Source organism: Shewanella vesiculosa (assembly GCF_009994065.1).
Taxonomy (GTDB): Bacteria; Pseudomonadota; Gammaproteobacteria; order Enterobacterales; family Shewanellaceae; genus Shewanella; species Shewanella vesiculosa.
Genome location: NZ_JAACSD010000016.1, coordinates 17727 through 41287, shown reverse-complemented (window position 1 = coordinate 41287; position 23561 = coordinate 17727). Strand labels below are relative to the sequence as shown.

The window sequence follows — 23561 nt, the reverse complement described above, 5'->3', positions numbered from 1 at the left end:
CTTATATGAGCTAACGTTCATCCAGTATGTTTTATGAATAAATGCATTGAGAGACCACTATGATCCAAGTGTTATTTTTTGCGCAAATTCGCGAGTTACTCGATACCGCTAAAGTCGAACACAGTGCCGACAATATAGACACCGCCGAAGCATTACGCGCTGCGCTTGCTGCCACTGATGATAAGTGGGCTAAAGTGTTGGCATCAGACAAATTGCTGGTGGCGATTAATCAAACCATGAGCCAATGGGATTCGCCTGTAAATGACGGTGATGAAGTGGCCTTTTTCCCTCCGGTCACAGGAGGGTAATATGGAACAGAGCAATCAAATTATTGTCCGTGTGCATGCTGAAGATTTTAGCGTTGCCGATGAGTATGCGCTCTTGGCTTGCGATAATCAGGATGGTGCAGTAGTCAATTTTGTTGGCAAAGTTCGTGACTTTAATGATGGCTGCGCCGTAACCGATCTAACCCTAGAGCATTATCCTGGAATGACAGAGTCGGTTTTATTACAGATTAGCCAGCAGGCTTGTGAGCGGTGGCCGTTAAACAAAGTGACCATTATTCATCGAGTGGGTACGCTAACACTTGGTGAGCAAATAGTCTTTATCGGTGTCACCAGTGCCCATCGTAAAGCCGCTTTTGCAGCGTGTGAGTTTTTAATCGACTTCTTAAAAACCAAAGCCCCTTTTTGGAAACTGGAAGCGGGCGATACTGGCAGTAAGTGGGTTGAAGCGCGTGATAGCGATCAACAAGCGGCTCAAATGTGGAAAAAGTAATATTGTTCCGTATTACTGGTATACAGTAAGGATAATCTCTCAATGCCTTTCATTAATAGCATTACTCCAATTTTTTGTCGGCTGGTAAAGTATATTAACGCAAGTGGTATGGCGGCGTTACTGGCGACGGTGGGTGTGATTGGGTTCAGTTCCGCAAGCTTGGCCAGCGATGCTCCGGCCATTGCTGCAGCGGCTAATATTAAGTTTGCAGTAGATGAAATCGCGACGCGTTTTCAACAGCAAACAGGCTTGGAACTGCGGATTAGTTATGGTTCATCGGGTAATTTTATTACCCAAATTCAGCATGGCGCTCCATTTGAGATGATGCTCAGTGCTGATGAAGGTTATATTGATAAGTTACATCAAGCGGGCTTTACTCAAGACGAGGGCATTGTTTATGCCATCGGACGTTTAGCTCTTGCTGCTCCTAAGGCTTCGCCATTGATTTTAGACCCTGAGCTAGTGGGCTTAAGGCAGTTAATCGATGATGGAAAGCTATCTCGTTTCGCCATTGCCAATCCAGATCATGCACCTTATGGAGTGAGTGCCCGTGAAGTTCTCAAAGCAAAAGGTTTATGGGATGCACTCCAGCCGATGCTGATCTTAGGTGAGAATGCCGGACAAGCGACCCAATTTACCATTAGTGGTTCCACTCAAGGCGGTATAGTGCCGTTATCCTTGGTGTTAACACCTGAGTTTGCTAAGCGCGGTAACTACGTGATTATTCCAGACGTGTTATTTCAACCTCTTAATCAACGGATGGCATTGATGCCACAGGCATCTGAAACGGCCGAGCGATTCTATCAATACATGCAATCTAATGAGGCGCGGCAAGTGTTAACGCAATTTGGATTTAACTTACCTAAGCCTGTCGTTAAGCAGGGTGACTAATGGATTGGCAAGCGCTGTGGCTGTCGGTAAGATTAAGTTGTTTTACCGTTGTAGTGTTAATTCCGCTGGCCATAGTGGTTGGGCGATGGTTAGCGTACCGTCAGTTTAAGGGCAAGTCATTGCTTGAGGCTCTGATCATGGCACCATTAGTATTGCCCCCGACTGTTATTGGCTATTACTTATTGGTCGGTTTAGGCAATCAGAGCATGATTGGCCAGTGGGTTGAACAATTAACAGGTCAACAACTGGTGTTTCATTTCTCAGGGTTAGTCATAGCCTCTATTATTGTTAATATTCCCTTTGCTGTTCAGCCTATTCAACGTGCGTTTGAAACTATTCCTATCGATATTCGCGACGCTGCGGCTTGTTGTGGTATGAGCCGATTACGGATTTTTTTTCGAGTTGAGTTACCCATGATTTGGCCTGGTGTATTAACCGCCCTAGTACTGTGTTTCTCCCATGTGCTGGGTGAATTTGGTGTGGTGTTAATGCTGGGCGGTAACATTGCGGGTGAAACTAAAACTATCTCAATAGCCATTTATGATAGTGTGCAGGCATTCGATTTTGATTCGGCAGGGATGATGTCTTTAGTCTTATTGTTGTTTGCGGTAAGCGCATTAGCACTCACTACCAGTATGTCGAGGCGTTTAGGAGGGCATTATAATGCCTCGCCACGCTGATCTTACTTGTGATATTTCACAAACACTACCTATTCCATTAAAAGCGCATTTTAGTTGCCAAGCGGGTGAGGTCTTAGCGGTTGTTGGCCCATCGGGTGGTGGTAAAACAACACTACTGAGAATGATTGCTGGTTTGACATTACCGCAACAGGGGCAGATTCATTGTGGTGAACAGTTGTGGTTTGATGCACAACAGTCTATTTCACTCACACCACAGCAACGACATATTGGTTATATGCCGCAGCATTTTGGTTTGTTTCCGCATTTATCGTCGTTAGATAATGTCATTTCTGGGCTTGATCATGTGCCCAAAGCCTTAAGAAAGCAACGTGCACTAGATTGGTTGGAACGTGTCAATTTGCATGGATTACCTGATCGTTTACCCGCACAATTATCGGGTGGACAGCGCCAACGAGTTGCGCTTGCGCGAGCGCTGGCACGTGAGCCGGCTATTTTGTTATTAGATGAGCCCTTTTCTGCGGTAGATAAAGAAACTCGTGAGCGCTTATACATAGAGTTAGCGCGTTTGAAGCAACAACTATCCATACCGGTAATTATGGTAACCCATGATATTCACGAGGCCTTGTTACTGGCCGATAAAATGATATTAATTAGTCAGGGTAGGATGCTGCAACAAGGCAAGCCCTTTGAGGTGTTATCTCATCCTAATGATGAGGCGGTTGCGAGACAGATGGGCTTGAGAAATATTTTTGATGGCCAAGTTGTGTCACAAGATATTGAACGCAACATCACTCAGTTTACACTGGGTGATGAACTCATCGTCTGTGATAGCGCCCCCACATTAGAGATTGGTCAAGCTATTCGTTGGGTTATTCCCAATCAAGGGATTCGCTTTAATGCCATTAGCAGTGGTCGTCTGTGCAAGAGCATAAATAAGTTAGAGGTCTTCATTGAATCTGTATTGATAATGGGCGAATCCTCTCGGGTGATCGCATCAGTTGTTGGCATAGGGTCAATCATTAATGCTGATGTACCAACTCATTTAGTGCAAAAGTTATCAATCGCGGCAGGAGTGCAAACGACCATAGCGCTCAAGTCAGACCAAATTCATATTTTAAATATCAGAGACAGTTGATCTTTTAAGATGAATGCAGCCAGAAGGGGACGGCTAAACGATTTTTCCCTTTAGTTATAAGGTATTTTCTCAGAATGGCTAAGTGCCACAACTTATGTCGTATTAGAAACTGTTTATCTCGAACCCAATTTAGCCATCAATGTTCAACAGCCCTTTGTCTTAACTTGGATCGTTAATTTATTTTAAATAACTTTTTAGCTCAGTTTGCTGCGCCGATTAGCTTGTGAGACGCATCAGTGCCGAATAAGATAACACAGCCTACTATTGGCGCGAGTTTGATCACTCTATTCGATCTTTTATACTGATTTTATGTCATAAAATGGCGCTTCAGCATCATTTAAAATGGTATTTATGATCAATTATTAATCTTAGATTTCTTGGGACTTTGGCTGCTCTTAGGTAAAGTGGGCAGGTAATAGAATTTTCAATTATATAGAGGCTCGTGATGGTTCGGTTGCTGCTAGCAATATGCTTTCTTCCTTGTGTCGTGATGGCCACCCCATCTATGCATTCCTTATTGATAAATGGTAACTTTTTAAAGCCCATTTCTGTCATGGAGCAATTAGAACAACAAGATCAAGGTACAATTTGTGACTTTGATGTTGACGTTGAGGAAGGCTTGCTGGTATATAAAATTTCTATGGTTAACGTAGAAACCCACCGAATCAATAAATACGAATATCGTGCCTTAGACGGTATATTATTAACTGAAAAATCGTCTGCCTACGCAAGTGATGATACTGGTCAAGTTAATGCTGCTAAAATGCTCGAAGCTAAACATATGAAGTTTTCAGAATTAGTGACTCTTGCGATAGAAAATCAGCAAGGATATTTAACAAAGGCAGAATTGGACCACGATTTATCAATTAGTTATCTCGAATTAAAATTACTCAATCAAGATAGTAGAAGTACCATTGCTTTCGATATTGAAACTCTACGTCCTCTACCTCTGCTCAAATGGGATTAAAGACTCTATGACTATGCGTATTTTACTGGTTGAAGATGATGCTACTACATTAAAGTATGTAGCTGATGGATTTACTGCTCAGAAATATCAAGTCGACAGTGCGACGGATGGTCAGGAAGGTCTGACGTTAGCCAAACATAATCAATATGATTTATTGATCCTCGACCGTATGTTGCCTAAGTTAGATGGCTTAACGTTATTATCAGCTCTGCGTACCAGTGGCAACAAGACACCGGTACTTATTCTATCGGCCTTGAGCCATGTTGATGAACGCGTAAAAGGTTTACGTGCCGGTGGTGATGACTACATGACTAAGCCATTTGCGTTTGCAGAGCTATTAGTGCGTGCGGAAAAACTTGCTCAACGTAATGTGGTTGAACCTGCTGCCACTGATATTGAAGTGGGTAGTCTAAAAATGGAGTTATTAACCCGTAAAGTTACCCTTGATGACAGCGAGTTAATGCTACAACCCAAAGAATTCCAATTACTTAAATATCTAATGGAGCATCCTAATCAAGTCATTAGCCGCACATTACTATTTGAAGCAGTATGGGATTACCATTTTGATCCTCGTACTAACGTGATTGATGTGCACATTGCCAAGTTACGTCGCAAGTTTGAAGAGCTTGGGCATGGTGAGCTAATTGAAACCGTAAGAGGGGCTGGATATCGCCTTTGCAAAAGGCATTAAGCCTTACCAAAGTAGTGCGTGGCGGATCACGCTGATCTTCTCTACATTAGTAACAATATTGATTGTTATGTTGGTGCTTAGTCTCTATCGACAGCTAGTGATTGAGCAACAAAATCAGGTAGATAAACATCTTGCTGCAGAAATGCAACGTTATCAGCAGTTGGCTTTAACAGTCAATCGCCGTAGTTTTGCTGCTCAAATTCGTGCTGCCGATCCCAAAACAGCCTTGATTGCCTGGCGCAACAGCGTTGATATGGTCGGCGCACTGACTTTTTTACCTGAAAACATGCCGCAACTGCCTGAAACCAGAGATTTCCCTATTTTTACCGGCGGTCCAGATAAGCTGCATATTCTCACCGGTGGCCTAGTTATTACCCGTTATGGTCCAGTCCTTATTGCGACGCGAACTGATCAGTTAGCGGCACTAATTGAGAAATTCATTAATGCTGCTTTCTGGGCGGTGGCATTTACCTTAGGACTGACACTGGCATTAGGGTATATATTCTCAAAAGCCATTCTTAGACGACTGGTCGAATACAACCGCTTAAGTGAACAAATTGAAGCTGGACACTATGAGACGCGCTTGCCGGTAAGTGAAAGCCAAGATGAGTTTGATATGCTTGCGCGGCAATTTAATTTGGTGCTCGACACATTAGAGCAAAACTTGCGTGCGGTTCGGGGTGTAACCGATAATATTGCCCATGATTTACGAACCCCGTTGTCACACTTACGTATCGGGATTGAGCTATTATCGCAAAAACCTACCGCTGAACTTGCTGATGCCACCGCCGAGTTACTCGAAGAGTTAGATCACTGCTTGGGAACATTTGATGCCATGTTATCGTTAACTCGCATCGAAGAAGGCCAGCAAATGCTAGATTTACAGCCTGTGAGTTTGCAGCAAATCTGTCAAGATTTATTCGAAATGGCGGAAGTGATTGCCGAGAGTCGCGACCAAGTGCTGAAAATCAGCTTAGAAGATGATATTCAGGTTAATGGCGACAAGTATTTGCTGTTCCAAGCCTTGTTTAATCTGGTTGATAACGCGATCAAGTATTCCCCAGACGGTGCAACAATTAGCATTATCCAACAGGGGAAGCATATTCAAATTAGCGACAATGGCCCGGGTATTATTGACGAAGATAAAGAGCGAGTATTTGATCGCTTAGTCCGTTTAGACCCTAGTCGTCATTACAAAGGCACTGGGTTAGGTTTGTCGATGGTGAAGGCCATTCTATCGCGCCATAAAGCGACCATTTCACTACACGATAATAATCCGGGTTTGCTGGTGAGTATTCACTTTAAATAATAGTGCACTCGGCATTTAATCCTGGTTGGATAATTTATGTATCAACTGCTCAGTGATCAAACAGATTTTATTATTATCAGTAAGTCTGCCAATGTCCATTTTCACAGCCAAGATGGCACTGCTGGAGTGATTGCTCAGGCTGAGGCTGATTTAGGCTATAAGCTTTATCCGGTTCATCGCCTCGATACGCCTACATCTGGTTTATTGATTGTGGCTAAATCGCCACAAGCGGCCAATGTATTCACTCAGATGTTTACTCAGCATCAAGTACAAAAATATTATTTAGCCATTGCCTGTGGTAAGCCTAAAAAGAAGCAAGGTTGGATTATTGGCGATATGGCTAAGTCGCGTCGCAGCATGTATAAATTACTGCGAACCACTGATAACCCCGCAGTTACACAGTTTTTTAGTCAGAGCATTGCCCAAGGAATACGGCTGTACTTGCTCAAACCGCTCAGTGGTAAAACTCATCAATTACGAGTGGCTTTAGCCAGTATTGGCGTGCCTATTTTAGGCGATCAACTTTATGGTAATGAGCTCAGTGATAGGTGCTATTTGCATGCGTACAGTTTGCATTTTAGTTATCTAGATAAGACTTATGTTTTCCAACATGTGCCATCATTCGGAGAACACTTTCTATTGCCTCAATGCCAACAACTTATTGGTAATCAGTGGCAATCGCCGAGTGATTTGTCTTGGCCAAGTAAGTGATAGTTTTTTCTATTAATAAGAATATCGGTGCATTTCTATTACCCAAGTTGAGGTTTATCTAACCTGCTGTTGCAATACAGTTGCGGCCGGCTTTTTTTGCATCATACATGGCTTTGTCGGCTTGAGCTAAAATGTGCTTAATGGGTTTTTTGGGGGGACAATAGCGCAACCAATGCTTGCCGTTATACTAAGCCTCTCTTCACCAGTATCAATTACCAGTTCTGCAAGTTCTTGCTGACATCGTAAAGCCATTTCATGCGCCTGCGCTAGTGTGAACTAAATCTGCAAAAGGGCTCGTACTGACTATTGCCGGGTTGTGGAGATTATTTCACTGGCTTGCTCTATCGAGTCAAGCGAACAAATCGTATTACGCCCCCTACTTTTTGCGAGATACATAGCATCATCAGCTAGCTGTAATAGTTGTTCAATACTGAGGTGAGTTTTACAGGTCGCATAACCAATACTGAGGGTGGTGCTGATGTGTTTTTTTTGCCACACGATGACGCTTTCTTTGATTTTTTGTTGTATCTTTTCGGCCACAATTTGAGCCTCTTTTTTATCAGTTAACGGCAGTATGATGAGAAACTCCTCACCACCATAACGACAAATAAAATCGATTTTACGCAGTGTGTTTTGTAACGTTTCAGCTGTGTGCTTGAGCACTTTATCACCGGCTAAATGTCCATATGTATCATTGATACGTTTGAAATGGTCTAAGTCGAGTACCATTAAGCTATAAGCTAAATCATTTCGTAACCACAAGGCATCAACCTGCTTGAGTTTGTCCAGTAATGCATGCCTATTCCATAAGCCGGTTAATTGATCCTTGTTAGCTAACCGCGCCACTTTGAACACTAATCGAGCCAGAGCATTACCAAATAATACTAGATTAGTTAATAATAACAGTATGATATAGCTCCATAATACTAAGGGTGAGTTAAGTTTGTCGGCGGCAGAAATATGCGCAAGTTGTTGTGGAGAAAATAACAAAACAATTGCTCGGATGATAAATAATAAACCAATAGTAAAAAAGGGCACGTTAAGTAAGGCGGCATAATAAAGCGGTAAGTGTTTTTTTACTGCCCGAAAATTATCAATACCACTGAGGGAAATGAAGATAGCTGCAGTCATGCTCATCACAATGACTAAGTAAACGGCATAGATCACTGAGGGAGGTACTAACAGCATTAATAGTGCCGCAGTTGTCAGCAATATTAGATCAAAACGGTAGGATAAAGCTTGTTTAAATAAGTATTGGCAGCCCCAACGCACCAGAGCAAATCCCAAGAGTATTGTCATGTCAGCAACAAACCAGTATAAATAGTTAATTGCTTCAGTGCGTTGAGTGTAAAGTAAAATGCCGATAACAGTGAAAGTGTTAGCCGCAGCGAAGCACCAACTGGCTTTGGGTGCTATGCGTAATAGAGTGGCAAGCAATGTCCAAGCTATTGCACAGCTAAGCGCAATTAAGCTGAAAAATTGTACAAAAACAATACTCTGGCTATTTTCCATATGACTCATTACTATCGGGAAGAAGACGGTTCCATGATGCAATATCAATATACAAACAAAATAATAGGATAATTATTCTAGTTAACAACTTGTATCGTATACTCTTTTTATAATAGTTATAGCTAAATTAATCAATTTAAATAAGGCAACGAAAATGGATACTAATAAATTATTACTAGTGATTATTGCGATTTTGCTTCCACCTGTGGCGGTATTGCTCAAAAAAGGTATGGGCAAGGATTTATTAATTAATATCCTATTATGTATTTTCTTTTTTGTCCCCGGGCTTATTCATGCTTTGTGGGTAGTATTACAAGAGTAAAGGCTAGTATATGATGCCGCTGAGTCGCTGATAAGTTGGAATCGATAGGGTTTCAATCATTTTAAGATTATAATTGCTTGGTAGAAATGCTATTAAGTGACCAACATGAATCGTAAAAAGAAAATTAATCAAACCCTGAAAGCTAAAGCCAAGAAGGCCAATGCTAAACTCCATGCAGCCAATAAATCTCCTTATATTGCCAAAGCCGATCGCGAAAAGCTTATGCAAGCGCAATTGATAGCCGCGCCAACAGTAGGTTTAGCTGACAGTGAATCAAGTGATACAGATACTATCCAGTAGCATCTGTATCATGAACTCGCGATGTCGTTTCACTTACGCATGTACACCACAGATTTTACACTGGGGTTGTTTAGGCAAGCGCATTTGTCTAAATTCCATGGTCATGGCATCTATCATTAGCAACTTCCCAGTTAACGCTTGACCGATACCTGTGATGACTTTTATCGCTTCAGTTGCTTGAATGCAGCCTATCATGCCAACCACTGGAGCAAGAATACCCGCTTCGACGCAGGTTAATTGCTGCTCGCCAAATAAAGCGCTAAAACACTGATAACACGGGCTATCTTCTCGGTAGTCAAAGACGGTTACCGTGCCTTCCATTCTGATTGCAGCAGCAGATACTAAGGGGACTTTGTGCTCAAAACAACTTTTGTTGAGCTGTTCTCGAACAAGCATGTTGTCGGTGCAGTCAAGAATTAAGCTGTGCTGGCTTACCGAGGCATTTATCTCATTATCATCTAATTGCGCATTAATGGTATTGAGAGTAATCAATGGGTTTAGCTGCATCAATGCCTGTTTGGCAGACGCCACTTTCGGCTGACCAATATTGGCGTCATGGTGTAATACTTGGCGTTGTAGATTTGAAAGCTCCACCGTATCAAAATCAACTAAGGTGATTTCACCAACCCCCGCCACAGCAAGATATTGGCTTGCAGCACAACCTAAACCGCCAGCGCCAATAATTAACACCTTGGCAAGTTTAAGTTTTTCTTGGCCATCTATATCGATAGCTTTAATCGAAATCTGCCGGCTATAACGCAGCATTTCAGTGTCGGTCAGTATTTCTTGCTCAAGTGAGTCCATAATATTCCTAACACAACACGTTATTAAAAGGCTCTACAGTCACTTGGACACCCTTAGATGTGTCGCCTTGGAATTGATCTAATATTACAAAGCAATTAGCTAAGCTCATTGATGTCAGCATACCCGATCCTTGGCCACCTGTGATGGCCACTTCAAGCTCGCCCGCTTCATTGCGACTGAGTATGCCGCGTTGGTATTCGACTCTGCCAGGATGTTTACGTATATCCGTCAGTAACTTGGCTTGGCAAAATAAAGGCGTAACCGGTTTGAGTCCCTGCATCTTTTTCAAAATAGGTAATACGAGCTTATAAAAAGTCACCATCGAAGAGACCGGGTTACCGGGTAAACCACAGAAAATAGCATTATCTATTTTACCGAAAGCAAATGGTTTTCCTGGTTTAATGGCCAGTTTCCAAAAGGTGATTTTTCCTTCTTCAGATAAGATTTGTTTAGTAAAATCAGCGTCACCAACAGAGACACCGCCTGATGTGAGCACCATATCCGCTTGGCTAGCCGCTTCTTTAAATGCTCCGCGAATCGCTTCTTTATTGTCGGCTATTACGCCCAAATCAATCCATTCAACATTACTTTTACTCAGTAAGCCTTGGATTGAATAGCGGTTAGAATCATAAATCTGTCCTGGCGCCAATTCGCTTCCCACCGGGCGTAGTTCATCGCCAGTGGAAAAGAAGGCCACTTTTAATTTGCGTGTCACCCTTACTTGGCTGATACCAATGGTGGCGAGTACCCCCATTTCTGCCGCGCGGATAATGACACCACGGTGTAATACTTTTGTACCAGCCAGCAGTTCTTCACCGCGACAGCGCACATTGGCGCCTAAGCGATGTGGATGTTCAATACTAATCTGGTTTTGGTTTGCTTGAGTTTTTTCTTGCATTTGTACGGTATCAAAACCTGGGGGAATAGGAGCACCGGTCATAATGCGGATACAACTATTAGGTAGCACTTTGCCACTGAATGGGTGGCCTGCAAAAGAGCTACCCACTAATGTGAAAGTTGTTTTATCTTGTGATGTCGTTAAGTCTGCAAACCGAAATGCATAACCGTCCATAGAAGAGTTATCAAAAGGGGGTAAATCAATACTTGAGGACAGATCTTCGGCAAGAACCCTGTCGATAGCTTGGGTTAATGTTACCATTTCGGTATCTTGAGTTGCTTCAACTTGAGCTAAAAGTTGCTCAATCGCTTGATCGGGATGCAGCAATGTTGGTTGAGCGCAAGGGTCTTGATTACTAGACATCAGAACTTCCTTAATGAAATGCTAAAATACGAGATAGCGTATTTTGGCTGAAAAAATAGGTGTTTGCATTTTCATGGGGCTTAGTATGCCATGATGGCACAAGCGTTTTATGATCACACTTAAGGTTTTAAATTTTATGCCGAAAAATAACGCCAATGCTGGTTGGTACTTGTACATTATTCGCTGTGCAAATTCACATTTATATACAGGTATTACCACGGACATTGCGCGCCGCTTTGCTGAGCATCAAACAGGCAGTCCAAAAGCGGCTAAATATTTAAAAGGTAAAGGCCCGTTAACCCTGGTTTACCAAGAATCCTTAGCGGATCGAAGTGAGGCATCAAAACGCGAAAGTGCGATTAAAAAACTGTCTCGCCAGCAAAAGTTAGTGTTAATTGAACAGCATCAGCGACTAGGGCGTCACTCTACCAGCGATAACATGCTTGTAGAGTGACGAGCAGATTACTTAGATACCCTTAACACAGGATATTTCATGTATTGGTTATCATAATATGGGCTGCGTTCATAAAACCAACGGAGTCTTGCTTCACTGTCTTTGGCAAAATCAGGGTTCTTTAGTGCGAGATTGAATTCAGCTTGTAGGCCGGGATTCTCTTGTAACATTTTTGCCGCTAAAGGTTCAACCGCATAATCTTCAATGTATTCGGTGCGGGTGAAAATAGGATTAAAAAATCCCCAGTAAAAAAGTGAATCCTCGGCTTGTGGCTCGAGCAGCAGCATGGCTAAATCACCCAAAGGCTGGTCGGTTAGAATACGCACAGTACCAGCAGGAAGATCAGTAGTAACTTTGTGAATGGTCGTGTTGGCGGTGACTGTTTGATGGCCTTCGTAATCAGCACTAGAAAACATGGGCTCGTTGAATTGATATTGCTGTGCGGTTACTGTGGTGACTTGATTAAGACGCGTCATTCTGATGCCGTGTAAAGCGAGACGATCAATCACATCAGCCCACTGTGGTGGAATATAATACGCCACAGGACGCGTCACTGTCACAATCGGTTTGGTATTAGCCACAAGCGGTAAGTTTTTATATAACTTAGGTTCACCTGTCCAGCGTACTACTTTGTCGCCACTGATTGGGCTTTGCTCAATACGGTAATCAATACCTTTAAAGTCTCGCCCTTGTGCTAATGTTTGGTTTTCCCAGCTTAGTGTTAACTTGCTTGGATTTCGGTATTTATCTTCATTGATGGCAGATTTTAGCTTAGTGCTATTTTGGGCCACTGTTTTAAGGGTTTGTTCAAGCATGACATAGGTGCCAAGTACGCGTTGCTTGTAGGGCTTAAGGCTATGGTTTTCAATTAAAATGGTGGGTAAATGACGGGCATCGCCATAGCCATTGGAGAATCGTGGGCTAGGGTTCCAAAGTGATATACCTTTACTCATGTCGGTATTGTCGTTAGCAAAAACTAATGGACCAGGTATGTGGCCTTGTTCTGTTAAGGCTTGTTCTACCTCTGGACGATAAATAGTCTCTAGCCATTTAAAAATGCTCGGGCTGTAACCTTGAGCGAGGTTGTAGCCAAAGGTGACATCATATTGGTAGTCAATGCCATCGGTAACATGGACATCTATGTATAAATCTGGCTGCCAAATATTAATAGTGCGAATAAGGTGCTGCATTTCCAGTGCATCAGCTTTGGCATAATCACGGTTTAAATTAAGGTTTTTAGCCGTAGTACGCCAACCCATGTTCACAGGTCCACGCTGATTAACGCGGTTAAATTTGCTGCTGCGCTCGTGAGCATCAACACTGAAAATAGGGATAAACAGTAAGTTAACGTTTTCAAGTAACTCGCGTTTGTGGTTATGACTGATATCACGCAATAACATCATCCCAGCATCTTTCCCGTCAATTTCGCCAGCATGAATGCCCGCTTGCACTAGCACGGTCGCTTTACCATTATCACTCAATGCTTGCGCAGTTGATGCTCCATCTTGCGACGCAACAATCATCCATATATCTCGGCCTTGGGGACTTTTGCCGATACTAACCAGTTGTAATACATCGCTGCTGTCGACGAGTTTGTTTAACCATTGCACCGTATCATGATAGTTCGGGCTAGAAACGTAACCGTTTTGCTCAAATGGAGTGATCCATGGCTGATCTGCACTTAATAACAAGGTTTCACTTGCACCAGACCAAGGGTGAATTGGCGGCAGTATATTGTCGTTTTCAAAATGTGCAGTGTGCTCTGTTGCGACTATGGGCGTCGAAGATGCAGCATCATCAGCATGAGTGAAAGAAGAACAAATCAGTAACGGACTAACCATTAAACTTGCAAGCAAAAAGCGGCGCATGAATATCCCTGTAAATGGTGATGGTGTTGACATAATAACGGTAATAACATCATAGCATTGCCTATCAACAGTTTCAGTGGCTTTATGCTGTAATTTTACAGATAAAAAATCCCAACCGAAGTTGGGATTTTAGGCATGACATCGCATTATGTTAATTGCGAATTCTTGCTGGCTTATTTAGACGTTTGGGCCAGCATTTTTGATTGCTTCAGACACTTTATATTTAGCAAAGTTGTCACTGAACTCTTGTGCTAGTTGTTGTGCGTATTTGTCATAGTCAGCTTTATTTTCCCATGTATTAACTGGGTTGAGTAAAGCGGTATCTACACCCGATACACTAACAGGTACATTTAGGTTGAGTTTATCGATATGCACTGTGGCAACATCTTTTAATTCACCACTTACAATCGCGTCAACAATGGCGCGAGTGGTTGGAATATCAAAACGTTTGCCTACACCGTGTGGACCACCTGTCCAGCCGGTGTTAACAAGGTAAACTTGACTACCAAATGACTCAATGCGTTTCATTAGCAGCTCGGCATACACACCTGCAGGACGTGGGAAGAATGGTGCACCAAAGCATGTTGAGAACGTTGACTGGATAGCCGATGTTGAGCCCATTTCTGTTGAGCCCACTTTTGCGGTATAACCCGATAAGAAGTGATACGCTGCTTGCTCTTTGCTTAACACTGACACTGGCGGTAATACACCTGAGACATCACAGGTTAAAAACACAACGGCATGAGGTTCGGCACCACGATTATCTTCTTTACGCTGAGCGATATGCTCTAAAGGATAGGCTGCACGACTGTTTTCGGTCAGGCTAGTGTCTTTATAGTCAGGCACTCGCTGTTCATTCAGTACGACGTTTTCCAACACAGTTCCAAAACGAATCGCATCCCAAATCACTGGTTCATTTTTCTGGCTCAGGTCGATACATTTAGCATAACAACCACCTTCGATATTAAACACGCCACCCGGAGCCCAGCCGTGTTCATCATCACCAATTAAGAAGCGTTTTGGATCAGCGGATAGGGTTGTCTTACCTGTACCCGATAAACCGAAAAATAATGTGGTATCACCATCATGGCCAACATTGGCCGAGCAATGCATTGGTAATACACCTTTAGCAGGTAATAAGAAGTTCTGTACTGAGAACATCGACTTCTTCATTTCGCCAGCGTATTTTAAGCCCGCAAGCAGCACTTTTCTCTCGGCAAAGTTAAGAATAACCGCCGCGTCAGAATGGGTGCCATCACGATCAGGTTCACACACAAACCCAGGTGCATTGATAATTTGCCATGTGTCTTTGTTGCCACGATTAAAGCTTTCTGGCGCGATGAATAAGTTACGAGCAAACAGCTGATGCCAAGCATATTCAGTGGTTACACGCACTGGAATATAATGATCATCATCAGCGCCGACTTCAAGTTCAGACGTAAATAACTCTTTGTCTGCAAGGTAAGCTTCTACACGGCCCCATAATGCATCGAATTTACCCGCTTCAAATGGACGGTTTACTTTGCCCCATTCAATATCCGCTTCTGTATTTGCCTCTTTGACAATAAAACGGTCATTAGGCGAGCGACCTGTTCTTTCTCCTGTTTTGGCCACTAAGGCACCATTCGCGGTGAGCTGACCTTCTCCACGAAGAAGCGCTATTTCTACCAGCTGTGCTGTCGTAGGGTTAAGGTGAACGCGGTTAGATACATCCGCCATAGTGTTGATCTCCATGTCTTTTAGGTCGTGTTTCGCAGTGAATCGCTATTGGGGTTAGGTGTTCAAACTTAGCTTGATATTATTTTTTGCGCTGAGGCTATAAGCTAATGTCAGGGATTGTAACGCAAGTTAATGTTTTGGTAACGAACAGTTTGGTAATATTTTTGAAAGTTATTTTGTTTTGAGGGGGTTTTTAGTGATTTTAAAGGCAAAAAAAGCGCATTAAGCGCTTTTTTGTCATGGGTTACGTAGGTTGTAACGGTATGGATTACTGTTTTGACTGACTGCTATGGCTGCCCGAATATAGTGCGGCAATATCTATTGCGTCAAAAGCGTATTTTGCTGTGCAGTATTCGCAATCCATTTCGATTTTGCCATCTTCAGCCAAAATGGCCTCAACTTCATGTTGTGATAAGGTCTTGATAGCAGCGCCACTGCGTTCATATGAACAGCTACATTTAAAGGTAACATCAACAGGGTCAAATAAACGTACTTCTTCTTGATGATACAAGCGATGTAATACCTGTTCAGCATCCAGTGTGAATAGCTCTTCTGCTTTAATTGTAGCGGTCAATGCTGCTAAATGTTCAAAATCATCCGTTTGATCTGATTTCGATGGCAATACTTGCAGCAGCATACCTGCAGCTTGTTTGCCGTTAGCAAATAACTGAATTTGAGTCGGTAATTGCTCTGATTGATTAAAATATTCTTCTAAACATGCGGCTAGATTGACATGGTCTAGTGATACGATACCTTGATAACGTTCACCTTCATCAGGTGTTAAGGTGATCACCATGTAGCCTTTACCAAACATTTCCTGCAGGCTCGCATCATCTGCAATATCATCATTCCAACGGGCAACACCACGTAAAACTTGCTTATTGTTACCATTAATTACCGCTAAAGAAACCGGGCCATCGCCTTGTAACTGCACGCTAATATCGCCATTAAATTTAATGGTGGCGGTCAGTAATGATGTTGCCGCCATTAACTCACCAATTAGATGCTCTATTGCCACGGGATAAGTATGTGCAGAAAGCACTTCTTGGTAGCTATTTTCTAATTGGACTATTTCGCCACGCACATCGACGTTATCAAAAATGTAGCGATGTAAAATATCGTTGTTCATTTGTATTCTCTTACTCTTTGGGCGCTTAGTAGTCTTTAAAGCGCATAATCTGTCGTCTTTGTTTTTTATCCGGTTTATGATCTGGGGCCGGATTGTTCAATATATTTAACCGTCTTGCTTCAGCGTTTATAATCCGTTTACTGATGCTTTCTGGTGTTTCTTCGTATAGGGTTTGCGCTACATTGGCGCTTTGTCTATGACCAGATAATTGGATGACAAAAACCTCTTTATCATCATTACCTTGACGAAGACGGATTTTTGCACCGACTTCTGCATTCTTACTGGATTTAGTCCGTTGGCCGTTGTAATGTACTTTACCGCCATTGATCATGTCTTTTGCGATAGCGCGGGTTTTATAAAAACGTGCCGCCCATAACCATTTGTCGAGCCGAATAACGCTTTTTTCGGGCTGAGTTTGAGTCAAATGACCTCCAAAACAGGGATGATTTCACAGACTGAGTAACCTAACTGCCATACAATGTGTGTATTATCGTAATAGAGGGCAATATTATGGCTCTTTTATGGTCGCAAAGTTAGCATATTTGATGGAGATTCGCCAATCGATATGCTCTGGGGTTGTCGCTTTATCCTGTGTGAGTTAGCATGACGACTTCACATATATTTAACGAATTTTATTAACAATTAGAACAGAGACCTGTACCAAGGCGTATAGAGGGTCCAATAACATATGGATTTATTAGATAAACTGATCACCAACGCAGCAAAAATACCGCATAAACGATTGAGTATGATTGTATTTTGGCTTGGATTGATCATTGTGTTGCTACTCGCAGCACAAATCACATGGAAGTTGATGCCAGTATCATCGCAATCTGCGGTGTGGCAACCATCCCCCATCTCTGCGGGCACTGCAAAGCGTATTGAGCTTGCCGGTGTGCGTGATCTATTTCTTTTTGGCCGCTTAGACAATAATAACGACAAGCCTAAAGTCGAAGTCGTAGAGCAAATAACAGATGCACCTAAAACAAACTTGTCAATTCAATTGACGGGAGTTGTTGCATCCACCGAGGAAGCTCAAGGCTTAGCCGTCATTGAATCAAGTGGTCAACAAGAAACGTATAGCTTAGGCGATAAAATTAAAGGTACTTCGGCTTCTTTAAAAGAGGTTTATGCTGACAGGATCATTATCAGTAACAGTGGCCGTTATGAAACCTTAATGCTTGATGGGCTTCAATACACCACACAAGGTGCGGCAAACACCCAGCTACAACAAGCTAAAGCTGATCAACAGGTCACTCGAGTTGATCGTCGCGATAATGAACGTTTTTCTGAAGATCTGTCTAATTCTCGTGACGAGTTGCTAGCAGACCCCAGTAAAATTACAGACTTTTTGGCTATTTCACCGGTACGTAATGGTGATGAATTAGCGGGTTACCGTTTAAACCCTGGCAAAGACGTCGCATTGTTTAAGCAAGCGGGTTTTCAGGCTAATGATTTAGCCAAATCAATAAATGGATTTGATCTGACCGATATGGGTCAGGCATTAGAAGTGATGGCACAATTGCCTGAGCTCACCGAAATGGCTGTCATGGTTGAGCGTGAAGGGCAGTTGGTCGAAATCATGTTTAGTTTGCCAGAATAATTTGGCGTTAGAGGATTGAGTAGAATGAATAATAAAGGGATCCGACATAAGATTATTGCTGGAATGCTGATGGGAGCTGCGATGATAGCAGCACCAAGTGCTTGGTCGGAACAATATGCCGCCAATTTTAAGGGCACTGACATTCAAGAATTTATTAATATTGTCGGTAAAAACCTCAATAAAACCATTATTGTAGATCCAACAGTACGTGGCAAAATTAATGTCCGCAGTTACGATTTACTCAATGATGATCAATATTACCAATTCTTCCTTAACGTACTTCAAGTGTATGGTTATGCAGTGGTTGAAATGGAAAACCATGTCATTAAAGTCATTAAAGACAAAGACGCCAAAATGGCTGCTATTCGCGTTGCCGATGACAAAGCTCCAGGTGTCGGCGATGAAATGGTTACCCGTATTGTGCCTTTATACAATTCTGAAGCTAAGCAGCTCGCACCATTACTTCGACAGTTAAATGATAATGCTGGTGGCGGTAACGTCGTCAACTATGACCAATCAAATGTACTAATGATTTCTGGCCGTGCTGCGGTAGTCAACAAGCTGGTAGAAATTGTTCGTAGAGTCGATAAGCAAGGCGATACAGATGTGCAAGTAGTGGCATTAGACTATGCCTCTGCAGGCGAGATAGTTCGTATTGTAGATACTCTTTACCGTTCCAGTGCTAATCAATCACAACTTCCAGGTCAAGCACCTAAAGTGGTCGCAGATGAACGCATGAATGCGGTTATTGTCAGCGGCGATGAGAAAAGCCGCCAGCGTGTGATTGAACTGATTAAGCGTCTCGATGCCGAACAAGCGAGTACAGGTAACACCAAAGTCCGTTATTTACGTTACGCCAAGGCAGAAGACTTAGTTGAAGTATTAACTGGTTTTGCACAAAATTTACAAGACAATAAAGAGGGCGCTAGTGCCCAGCAAGGCAACTCAAGTAAGCGTCGTAGTGATATCAATATTATGGCCCACAGTGACACTAACTCTTTGGTGATTAGTGCTGAGCCCGATCAACTGCGTACTATTGAAAGTGTGATTAATCAGCTTGATATTCGCCGTGCGCAAGTGCTCGTTGAAGCCATTATTGTTGAAATAGCCGAAGGCGACAACGTTGGTTTTGGCGTGCAATGGGGTAGCGAAGCGGGCGGGCTGACTCAGTTTAACAATATCGGTCCAACGATTGGTGAAGTGGGTGCTGGGGTCTGGGCTGCACGTAAAACCGATGGCACTAGCGTGACGACTATTGATGGTAATGGCAATCCAGTTACTACCACTAATCCAACCTCTGAAGGCGACTTTACGTTGATCGCGCAAGCACTCGGTAAAGTCAATGGTATGGCCTGGGGCGTGACGACAGGTAACTTTGCCGCGTTAATCCAAGCCGTTTCAAGTGATACTAATTCAAACGTATTAGCCACACCGTCGATTACTACGCTCGATAACCAAGAGGCGTCGTTTATAGTTGGTGATGAAGTGCCCATTATTACCGGTTCAACCTCAAGCTCTAATAATGACAACCCTTTCCAAACGGTAGAGCGAAAGGAAGTGGGGGTTAAGCTGAAAGTCGTACCGCAAATTAACGAAGGTTCATCGGTTAAATTAACTATCGAACAAGAAGTGTCGGGTGTTAATGGTAACACTGGCGTAGACATCAGTTTCTCTACACGCCGTTTAACCACTACTGTCATGGCAGATTCAGGCCAAATTGTCGTCTTGGGCGGTTTAATTAACGAAGAAGTTCAAGAAAGTATTCAAAAAGTTCCAATTCTTGGTGATATTCCTTTTATTGGTCATTTATTTAAGTCTTCTTCTAGCAAGAAAACCAAAAAGAATCTGATGATTTTCATCAAGCCCACTATTATCCGTGATGGCATTACAATGGAAGGTATTGCCGGGCGCAAATATAATTACTTCAGAGCATTGCAGATGGAACAACAAGCGCGTGGTATTAACTTAATGCCAAATACTCAAGTACCTGTATTAGATGAGTGGAACCAAGAAAATTATATACCGGACGACGTCAACGACATGCTTGATCGCTATAAAAGCGGCAAAGGATTGAGTACTGATATGCGTGATTCAGATCCCGCTTTACGTACCATCGATGAAAGCATGCAAAAGGACAAGGCTCAAAACAATGACTGATAGCGTGATAACTGAGCCATTAGCCCAAGTATCTAGTGACGTTGCCATGGAAGTGGTCGAAGGTGATGGGGTTTTTCATTCCAACAGTAAAGAACGTTTGCCGTTCGCCTTTTCACATCGCTTTCAATTAGTGTTAGCGAAAGATAACGATCAGCTTTGTCTTTTTTATACTGATAAAACGCCGCTCAGTGCCATGCTAGAAGTACGGCGCTATGCGGGTGTTGAGTTACCGTTGATTAAGCTAGAAGTGGCTAAGTTTGAGGCTAAATTAACTCAAGCATATCAAGCTAACTCCTCTGAAGCTCAACAGCTTATGGAAGATATCGGTAACGAGATGGACTTATTCACTCTGGCCGAAGAATTACCGCAAACCGAAGATTTGCTTGAAGGCGATGATGACGCACCAATTATTAAATTAATTAATGCGTTATTGTCTGAAGCCATTAAAGAAGAAGCCTCAGACATTCACATCGAAACCTATGAGAAACAATTAATTGTTCGTTTCCGTATTGATGGTGTGTTGAAAGAAGTATTAAAGCCAAATCGTAAGTTGTCATCTTTGTTGGTGTCGCGGATTAAAGTGATGGCGCGCTTAGATATTGCCGAAAAACGCCTCCCACAAGATGGACGTATTTCACTGCGTATTGCTGGTCGTGCTGTCGATGTGCGGGTATCAACTATGCCATCGAGTCATGGTGAGCGCGTAGTAATGCGTTTACTGGACAAAAATACCGGTAACTTAGACTTACAACAACTGGGTATGACACCAGGCATTCGTGAAAAATTCGATGAACTAATTCGTAAACCTCACGGAATTATTCTTGTTACAGGGCCTACCGGTTCTGGTAAAAGTACTACCTTGTATGCCGGGTTAACGGAAATTAATTCTAAAGATACTAATATTTTAACGGTTGAAGATCCGATTGAATATGAATTAGAGGGCGTTGGTCAAACTCAGGTCAATACTAAGGTCGACATGACTTTTGCTCGAGGATTACGCGCAATTTTACGTCAAGATCCCGATGTGGTGATGATTGGTGAAATTCGTGATTTAGAAACCGCGCAAATTGCGGTGCAAGCATCATTAACCGGTCACTTAGTGATTTCAACTTTACATACCAATACCGCATCAGGGGCTATTACCCGTTTGCAAGATATGGGGGTAGAACCCTTTCTAGTGTCATCTAGTTTGCTTGGCGTACTCGCTCAGCGTCTAATTCGTACATTATGCCCACAGTGTAAAGAAGCACATGAGCCAGATGAGCGTGAACGTGAGTTACTGGGTATTACTGCGAACGACACCCGTATTATTTATCGCGCTAAAGGGTGTAAGGCTTGTGGCCAAAATGGTTATCGAGGTCGAACCGGTATTCATGAGCTACTTATCGTTGATGACAATGTCCGCGAGTTAATTCATGGCGGCAGGGGCGAATTAGCCATTGAAAAATATGTGCGTAAATCGATTCCAAGTATCCGCCATGACGGTATGAGTAAAGTACTCTCCGGTGTGACCACCCTAGAAGAAGTATTGCGAGTGACACGCGAGGAGTAATCAATGGCGGCGTTTGAATACAAAGCCCTTGATAGCAAAGGCAAACAACAAAAAGGTGTGATTGAAGCTGATACGGCACGCCATGCAAGAAGCCAGCTGCGTGAGCAGCGTCTTATGCCACTGGAACTTCTGCCGGTTAACGAGAAAGAAGCTCGCTCACAGCGTGGTGGGTTTAATCTCGCGAACGTGTTTAAAAAACGTATATCTGTTGCCGAACTGGCCCTGATCACGCGCCAAATTGCGACACTGGTAGCTGCGGGCTTACCGATTGAAGAAGCACTAAAAGCGGTTGGACAACAGTCTGAAAAAGATCGTTTAGGCAGCATGATTATGGCGGTGCGATCTCGAGTGGTTGAGGGTTACACCTTAGCTGACTCAATGGCTGAATTTCCGCATGTGTTTGATGATTTATACCGTGCAATGGTGGCATCCGGTGAGAAATCAGGCCATCTAGAAGTGGTACTTAATCGTTTAGCTGATTACACCGAACGCCGTCAACAGCTCAAAACAAAGCTAACACAAGCCATGATATATCCCATCGTATTGACTGTGGTCGCCATTGGCGTGATAGCCGTGTTATTGGCGGCTGTAGTACCTAAGGTTGTTGGCCAATTTGAACATATGGGCCAAGAGTTACCTGGCACGACCCAGTTTTTAATACTCGCATCGGATTTTGTGCAGCATTGGGGCGTGGTGGTGGTACTGATTATCTTCGGTTGTATGATTGTGTTTCAGCGTATGCTGACTAATCCGCAACTGCGAATGAAATACGACACCGCCTTATTGCAAATGCCCGTTATTGGTAAAGTCAGTAAAGGATTAAATACCGCACGTTTTGCGCGTACATTAAGTATTTTGTCAGCAAGCTCAGTGCCGTTACTTGATGGTATGCGTATTGCCAGCGAAGTATTACAGAATGTCAAAGTGCGTGCCGCCGTTGATGAGGCGACGGCGCGAGTCCGCGAAGGAACTAGTTTGGGGGCTGCGTTGACTAATACTAAGCTATTCCCTGCAATGATGTTGTACATGATTGCGTCAGGGGAAAAAAGTGGTCAATTAGAGAATATGCTTGAACGGGCTGCTGATAACCAAGACCGAGAGTTTGAGTCTAACGTCAACATTGCTTTGGGGGTGTTTGAACCCATGCTAGTCGTGAGTATGGCATCGGTTGTATTATTTATTGTAATGGCTATTCTGCAGCCTATTTTAGAGTTAAACAACTTGATCAGCGGCTAGGACTAACCTTGACCTTGCTTGGGTAAACCAAGCTTAACACCGATTTTACGCATGAATATATAGACAATTTTTAGAGGAAGTAATCAATGCAACATAATAATAAACAACGTGGTTTCACCTTACTCGAAGTAATGGTGGTGATTGTTATTTTAGGTATTTTAGCGTCAATGGTTGTGCCGAATTTGATGGGGAACAAAGATAAAGCAGATCAACAAAAAGCGGTGTCAGATATTGTTGCGCTAGAAAATGCATTGGATATGTACAAGTTAGATAACAGTATTTACCCAACAACAGAGCAAGGGCTTGATGCTTTAGTGCAAAAGCCTAGCTCGTCGCCAGAGCCGCGTAATTTCCGCGAAGGTGGCTATGTTAAGCGTTTACCACAAGATCCATGGCGCAATGACTATTTACTTTTAAGCCCTGGTGAAAATGGCAAAATTGATATTTTCAGTGCTGGCCCAGACGGACAGCCAGGTTCTGAAGATGATATCGGAAGCTGGAATTTACAAGATTTTCAATAAA

Annotated in this window: 24 protein-coding genes; 17 read left to right on the top strand and 7 right to left on the bottom strand. The window is 42.9% G+C overall.

The window, feature by feature from the left end:
- Nucleotides 1–59 precede the first annotated feature (59 nt).
- From moaD to GW828_RS16080, 9 genes are all read left to right on the top strand, one after another.
- The gene (gene moaD, locus GW828_RS16120) at nucleotides 60–308 is read left to right on the top strand and encodes a molybdopterin synthase sulfur carrier subunit (protein WP_124017746.1); all 249 of its coding nucleotides are present in this window, start codon (nucleotides 60–62) and stop codon (nucleotides 306–308) included.
- 1 nt (nucleotide 309) lies between these two features.
- A complete protein-coding gene (gene moaE / locus GW828_RS16115) occupies nucleotides 310–777 on the top strand; it encodes a molybdopterin synthase catalytic subunit MoaE (protein WP_182698721.1) in 468 nt (155 codons plus the stop codon).
- A 42-nt stretch (nucleotides 778–819) separates the two neighbouring features.
- Complete coding sequence (gene modA / locus GW828_RS16110; RefSeq protein ID WP_273058983.1) at nucleotides 820–1668, top strand: molybdate ABC transporter substrate-binding protein; 849 nt, start codon at nucleotides 820–822, stop codon at nucleotides 1666–1668.
- A complete protein-coding gene (modB, locus tag GW828_RS16105) occupies nucleotides 1668–2348 on the top strand; it encodes a molybdate ABC transporter permease subunit (protein ID WP_124017743.1) in 681 nt (226 codons plus the stop codon). The genes modA and modB overlap by 1 nt, the downstream gene beginning before the upstream one ends.
- A complete protein-coding gene (locus GW828_RS16100) occupies nucleotides 2332–3444 on the top strand; it encodes an ABC transporter ATP-binding protein (RefSeq protein WP_273058981.1) in 1113 nt (370 codons plus the stop codon). Before modB ends, GW828_RS16100 begins: the two co-directional genes overlap by 17 nt.
- Before the next feature lie 490 nt (nucleotides 3445–3934).
- Entirely contained in the window at nucleotides 3935–4411 is a 477-nt protein-coding gene (locus tag GW828_RS16095; protein WP_235781676.1) for a hypothetical protein, read from the top strand.
- A gap of 13 nt (nucleotides 4412–4424) precedes the next feature.
- The gene (locus GW828_RS16090) at nucleotides 4425–5102 is read left to right on the top strand and encodes a response regulator transcription factor (RefSeq protein ID WP_182698745.1); all 678 of its coding nucleotides are present in this window, start codon (nucleotides 4425–4427) and stop codon (nucleotides 5100–5102) included.
- A 67-nt stretch (nucleotides 5103–5169) separates the two neighbouring features.
- Nucleotides 5170–6411 carry a sensor histidine kinase gene (locus tag GW828_RS16085; protein WP_182698724.1) on the top strand — a complete coding sequence of 414 codons (1242 nt, stop codon included), beginning with the start codon at nucleotides 5170–5172 and terminating at the stop codon, nucleotides 6409–6411.
- Nucleotides 6412–6447: 36 nt separating this feature from the next.
- Complete coding sequence (locus GW828_RS16080; RefSeq protein WP_182742334.1) at nucleotides 6448–7122, top strand: TIGR01621 family pseudouridine synthase; 675 nt, start codon at nucleotides 6448–6450, stop codon at nucleotides 7120–7122.
- Between the two features lie 303 nt (nucleotides 7123–7425).
- On the opposite strand, the gene GW828_RS16075 is transcribed toward GW828_RS16080, so the two are convergent.
- Entirely contained in the window at nucleotides 7426–8634 is a 1209-nt protein-coding gene (locus GW828_RS16075) for a GGDEF domain-containing protein (RefSeq protein ID WP_182742333.1), read from the bottom strand.
- 154 nt (nucleotides 8635–8788) lie between these two features.
- On the opposite strand from GW828_RS16075, the gene GW828_RS16070 reads away from it, so the two are divergent.
- Together GW828_RS16070 and GW828_RS16065 are read left to right on the top strand one after the other, a co-directional pair.
- Nucleotides 8789–8956 (top strand): YqaE/Pmp3 family membrane protein, encoded by a 168-nt coding sequence (locus GW828_RS16070; protein WP_124017736.1) that lies wholly within the window; start codon nucleotides 8789–8791, stop codon nucleotides 8954–8956.
- 105 nt (nucleotides 8957–9061) lie between these two features.
- Nucleotides 9062–9256, top strand: coding sequence for a DUF2986 domain-containing protein (locus GW828_RS16065; protein WP_182742332.1), 195 nt, complete (start codon nucleotides 9062–9064; stop codon nucleotides 9254–9256).
- A gap of 33 nt (nucleotides 9257–9289) precedes the next feature.
- On the opposite strand, the gene moeB is transcribed toward GW828_RS16065, so the two are convergent.
- A complete protein-coding gene (moeB, locus tag GW828_RS16060) occupies nucleotides 9290–10060 on the bottom strand; it encodes a molybdopterin-synthase adenylyltransferase MoeB (RefSeq protein WP_182698729.1) in 771 nt (256 codons plus the stop codon).
- Between the two features lie 7 nt (nucleotides 10061–10067).
- Complete coding sequence (gene moeA, locus GW828_RS16055) at nucleotides 10068–11321, bottom strand: molybdopterin molybdotransferase MoeA (protein WP_182742331.1); 1254 nt, start codon at nucleotides 11319–11321, stop codon at nucleotides 10068–10070.
- A 136-nt stretch (nucleotides 11322–11457) separates the two neighbouring features.
- Here moeA and GW828_RS16050 point away from each other — a divergent pair, with 136 nt between their 5' ends.
- Nucleotides 11458–11775 carry a GIY-YIG nuclease family protein gene (locus GW828_RS16050; RefSeq protein WP_259396219.1) on the top strand — a complete coding sequence of 106 codons (318 nt, stop codon included), beginning with the start codon at nucleotides 11458–11460 and terminating at the stop codon, nucleotides 11773–11775.
- A gap of 8 nt (nucleotides 11776–11783) precedes the next feature.
- On the opposite strand, the gene GW828_RS16045 is transcribed toward GW828_RS16050, so the two are convergent.
- From GW828_RS16045 to hslR, 4 genes are all read right to left on the bottom strand, one after another.
- Nucleotides 11784–13643, bottom strand: a complete 1860-nt coding sequence (locus GW828_RS16045) for a M14 family metallopeptidase (protein ID WP_182742329.1) — start codon at nucleotides 13641–13643, stop codon at nucleotides 11784–11786.
- A 177-nt stretch (nucleotides 13644–13820) separates the two neighbouring features.
- Nucleotides 13821–15377: a phosphoenolpyruvate carboxykinase gene (locus tag GW828_RS16040; protein WP_124017730.1), complete on the bottom strand. Its 1557-nt coding sequence runs from the start codon at nucleotides 15375–15377 to the stop codon at nucleotides 13821–13823.
- Between the two features lie 253 nt (nucleotides 15378–15630).
- A complete protein-coding gene (hslO, locus tag GW828_RS16035; RefSeq protein WP_124017729.1) occupies nucleotides 15631–16491 on the bottom strand; it encodes an Hsp33 family molecular chaperone HslO in 861 nt (286 codons plus the stop codon).
- A gap of 25 nt (nucleotides 16492–16516) precedes the next feature.
- The gene (hslR, locus tag GW828_RS16030; protein ID WP_124017728.1) at nucleotides 16517–16915 is read right to left on the bottom strand and encodes a ribosome-associated heat shock protein Hsp15; all 399 of its coding nucleotides are present in this window, start codon (nucleotides 16913–16915) and stop codon (nucleotides 16517–16519) included.
- A gap of 264 nt (nucleotides 16916–17179) precedes the next feature.
- Here hslR and gspC point away from each other — a divergent pair, with 264 nt between their 5' ends.
- From gspC to gspG, 5 genes are all read left to right on the top strand, one after another.
- The gene (gene gspC / locus GW828_RS16025; RefSeq protein ID WP_273058976.1) at nucleotides 17180–18094 is read left to right on the top strand and encodes a type II secretion system protein GspC; all 915 of its coding nucleotides are present in this window, start codon (nucleotides 17180–17182) and stop codon (nucleotides 18092–18094) included.
- Between the two features lie 24 nt (nucleotides 18095–18118).
- The gene (gene gspD / locus GW828_RS16020) at nucleotides 18119–20251 is read left to right on the top strand and encodes a type II secretion system secretin GspD (RefSeq protein ID WP_273058974.1); all 2133 of its coding nucleotides are present in this window, start codon (nucleotides 18119–18121) and stop codon (nucleotides 20249–20251) included.
- On the top strand, nucleotides 20244–21803 hold the full coding sequence (gene gspE / locus GW828_RS16015; protein ID WP_124017725.1) for a type II secretion system ATPase GspE: 1560 nt from the start codon (nucleotides 20244–20246) through the stop codon (nucleotides 21801–21803). The genes gspD and gspE overlap by 8 nt, the downstream gene beginning before the upstream one ends.
- 3 nt (nucleotides 21804–21806) lie before the next feature.
- The gene (gspF, locus tag GW828_RS16010; RefSeq protein ID WP_124017724.1) at nucleotides 21807–23039 is read left to right on the top strand and encodes a type II secretion system inner membrane protein GspF; all 1233 of its coding nucleotides are present in this window, start codon (nucleotides 21807–21809) and stop codon (nucleotides 23037–23039) included.
- 86 nt (nucleotides 23040–23125) lie between these two features.
- Nucleotides 23126–23560: a type II secretion system major pseudopilin GspG gene (gene gspG / locus GW828_RS16005; RefSeq protein ID WP_124017723.1), complete on the top strand. Its 435-nt coding sequence runs from the start codon at nucleotides 23126–23128 to the stop codon at nucleotides 23558–23560.
- Nucleotide 23561: the final 1 nt, after the last annotated feature.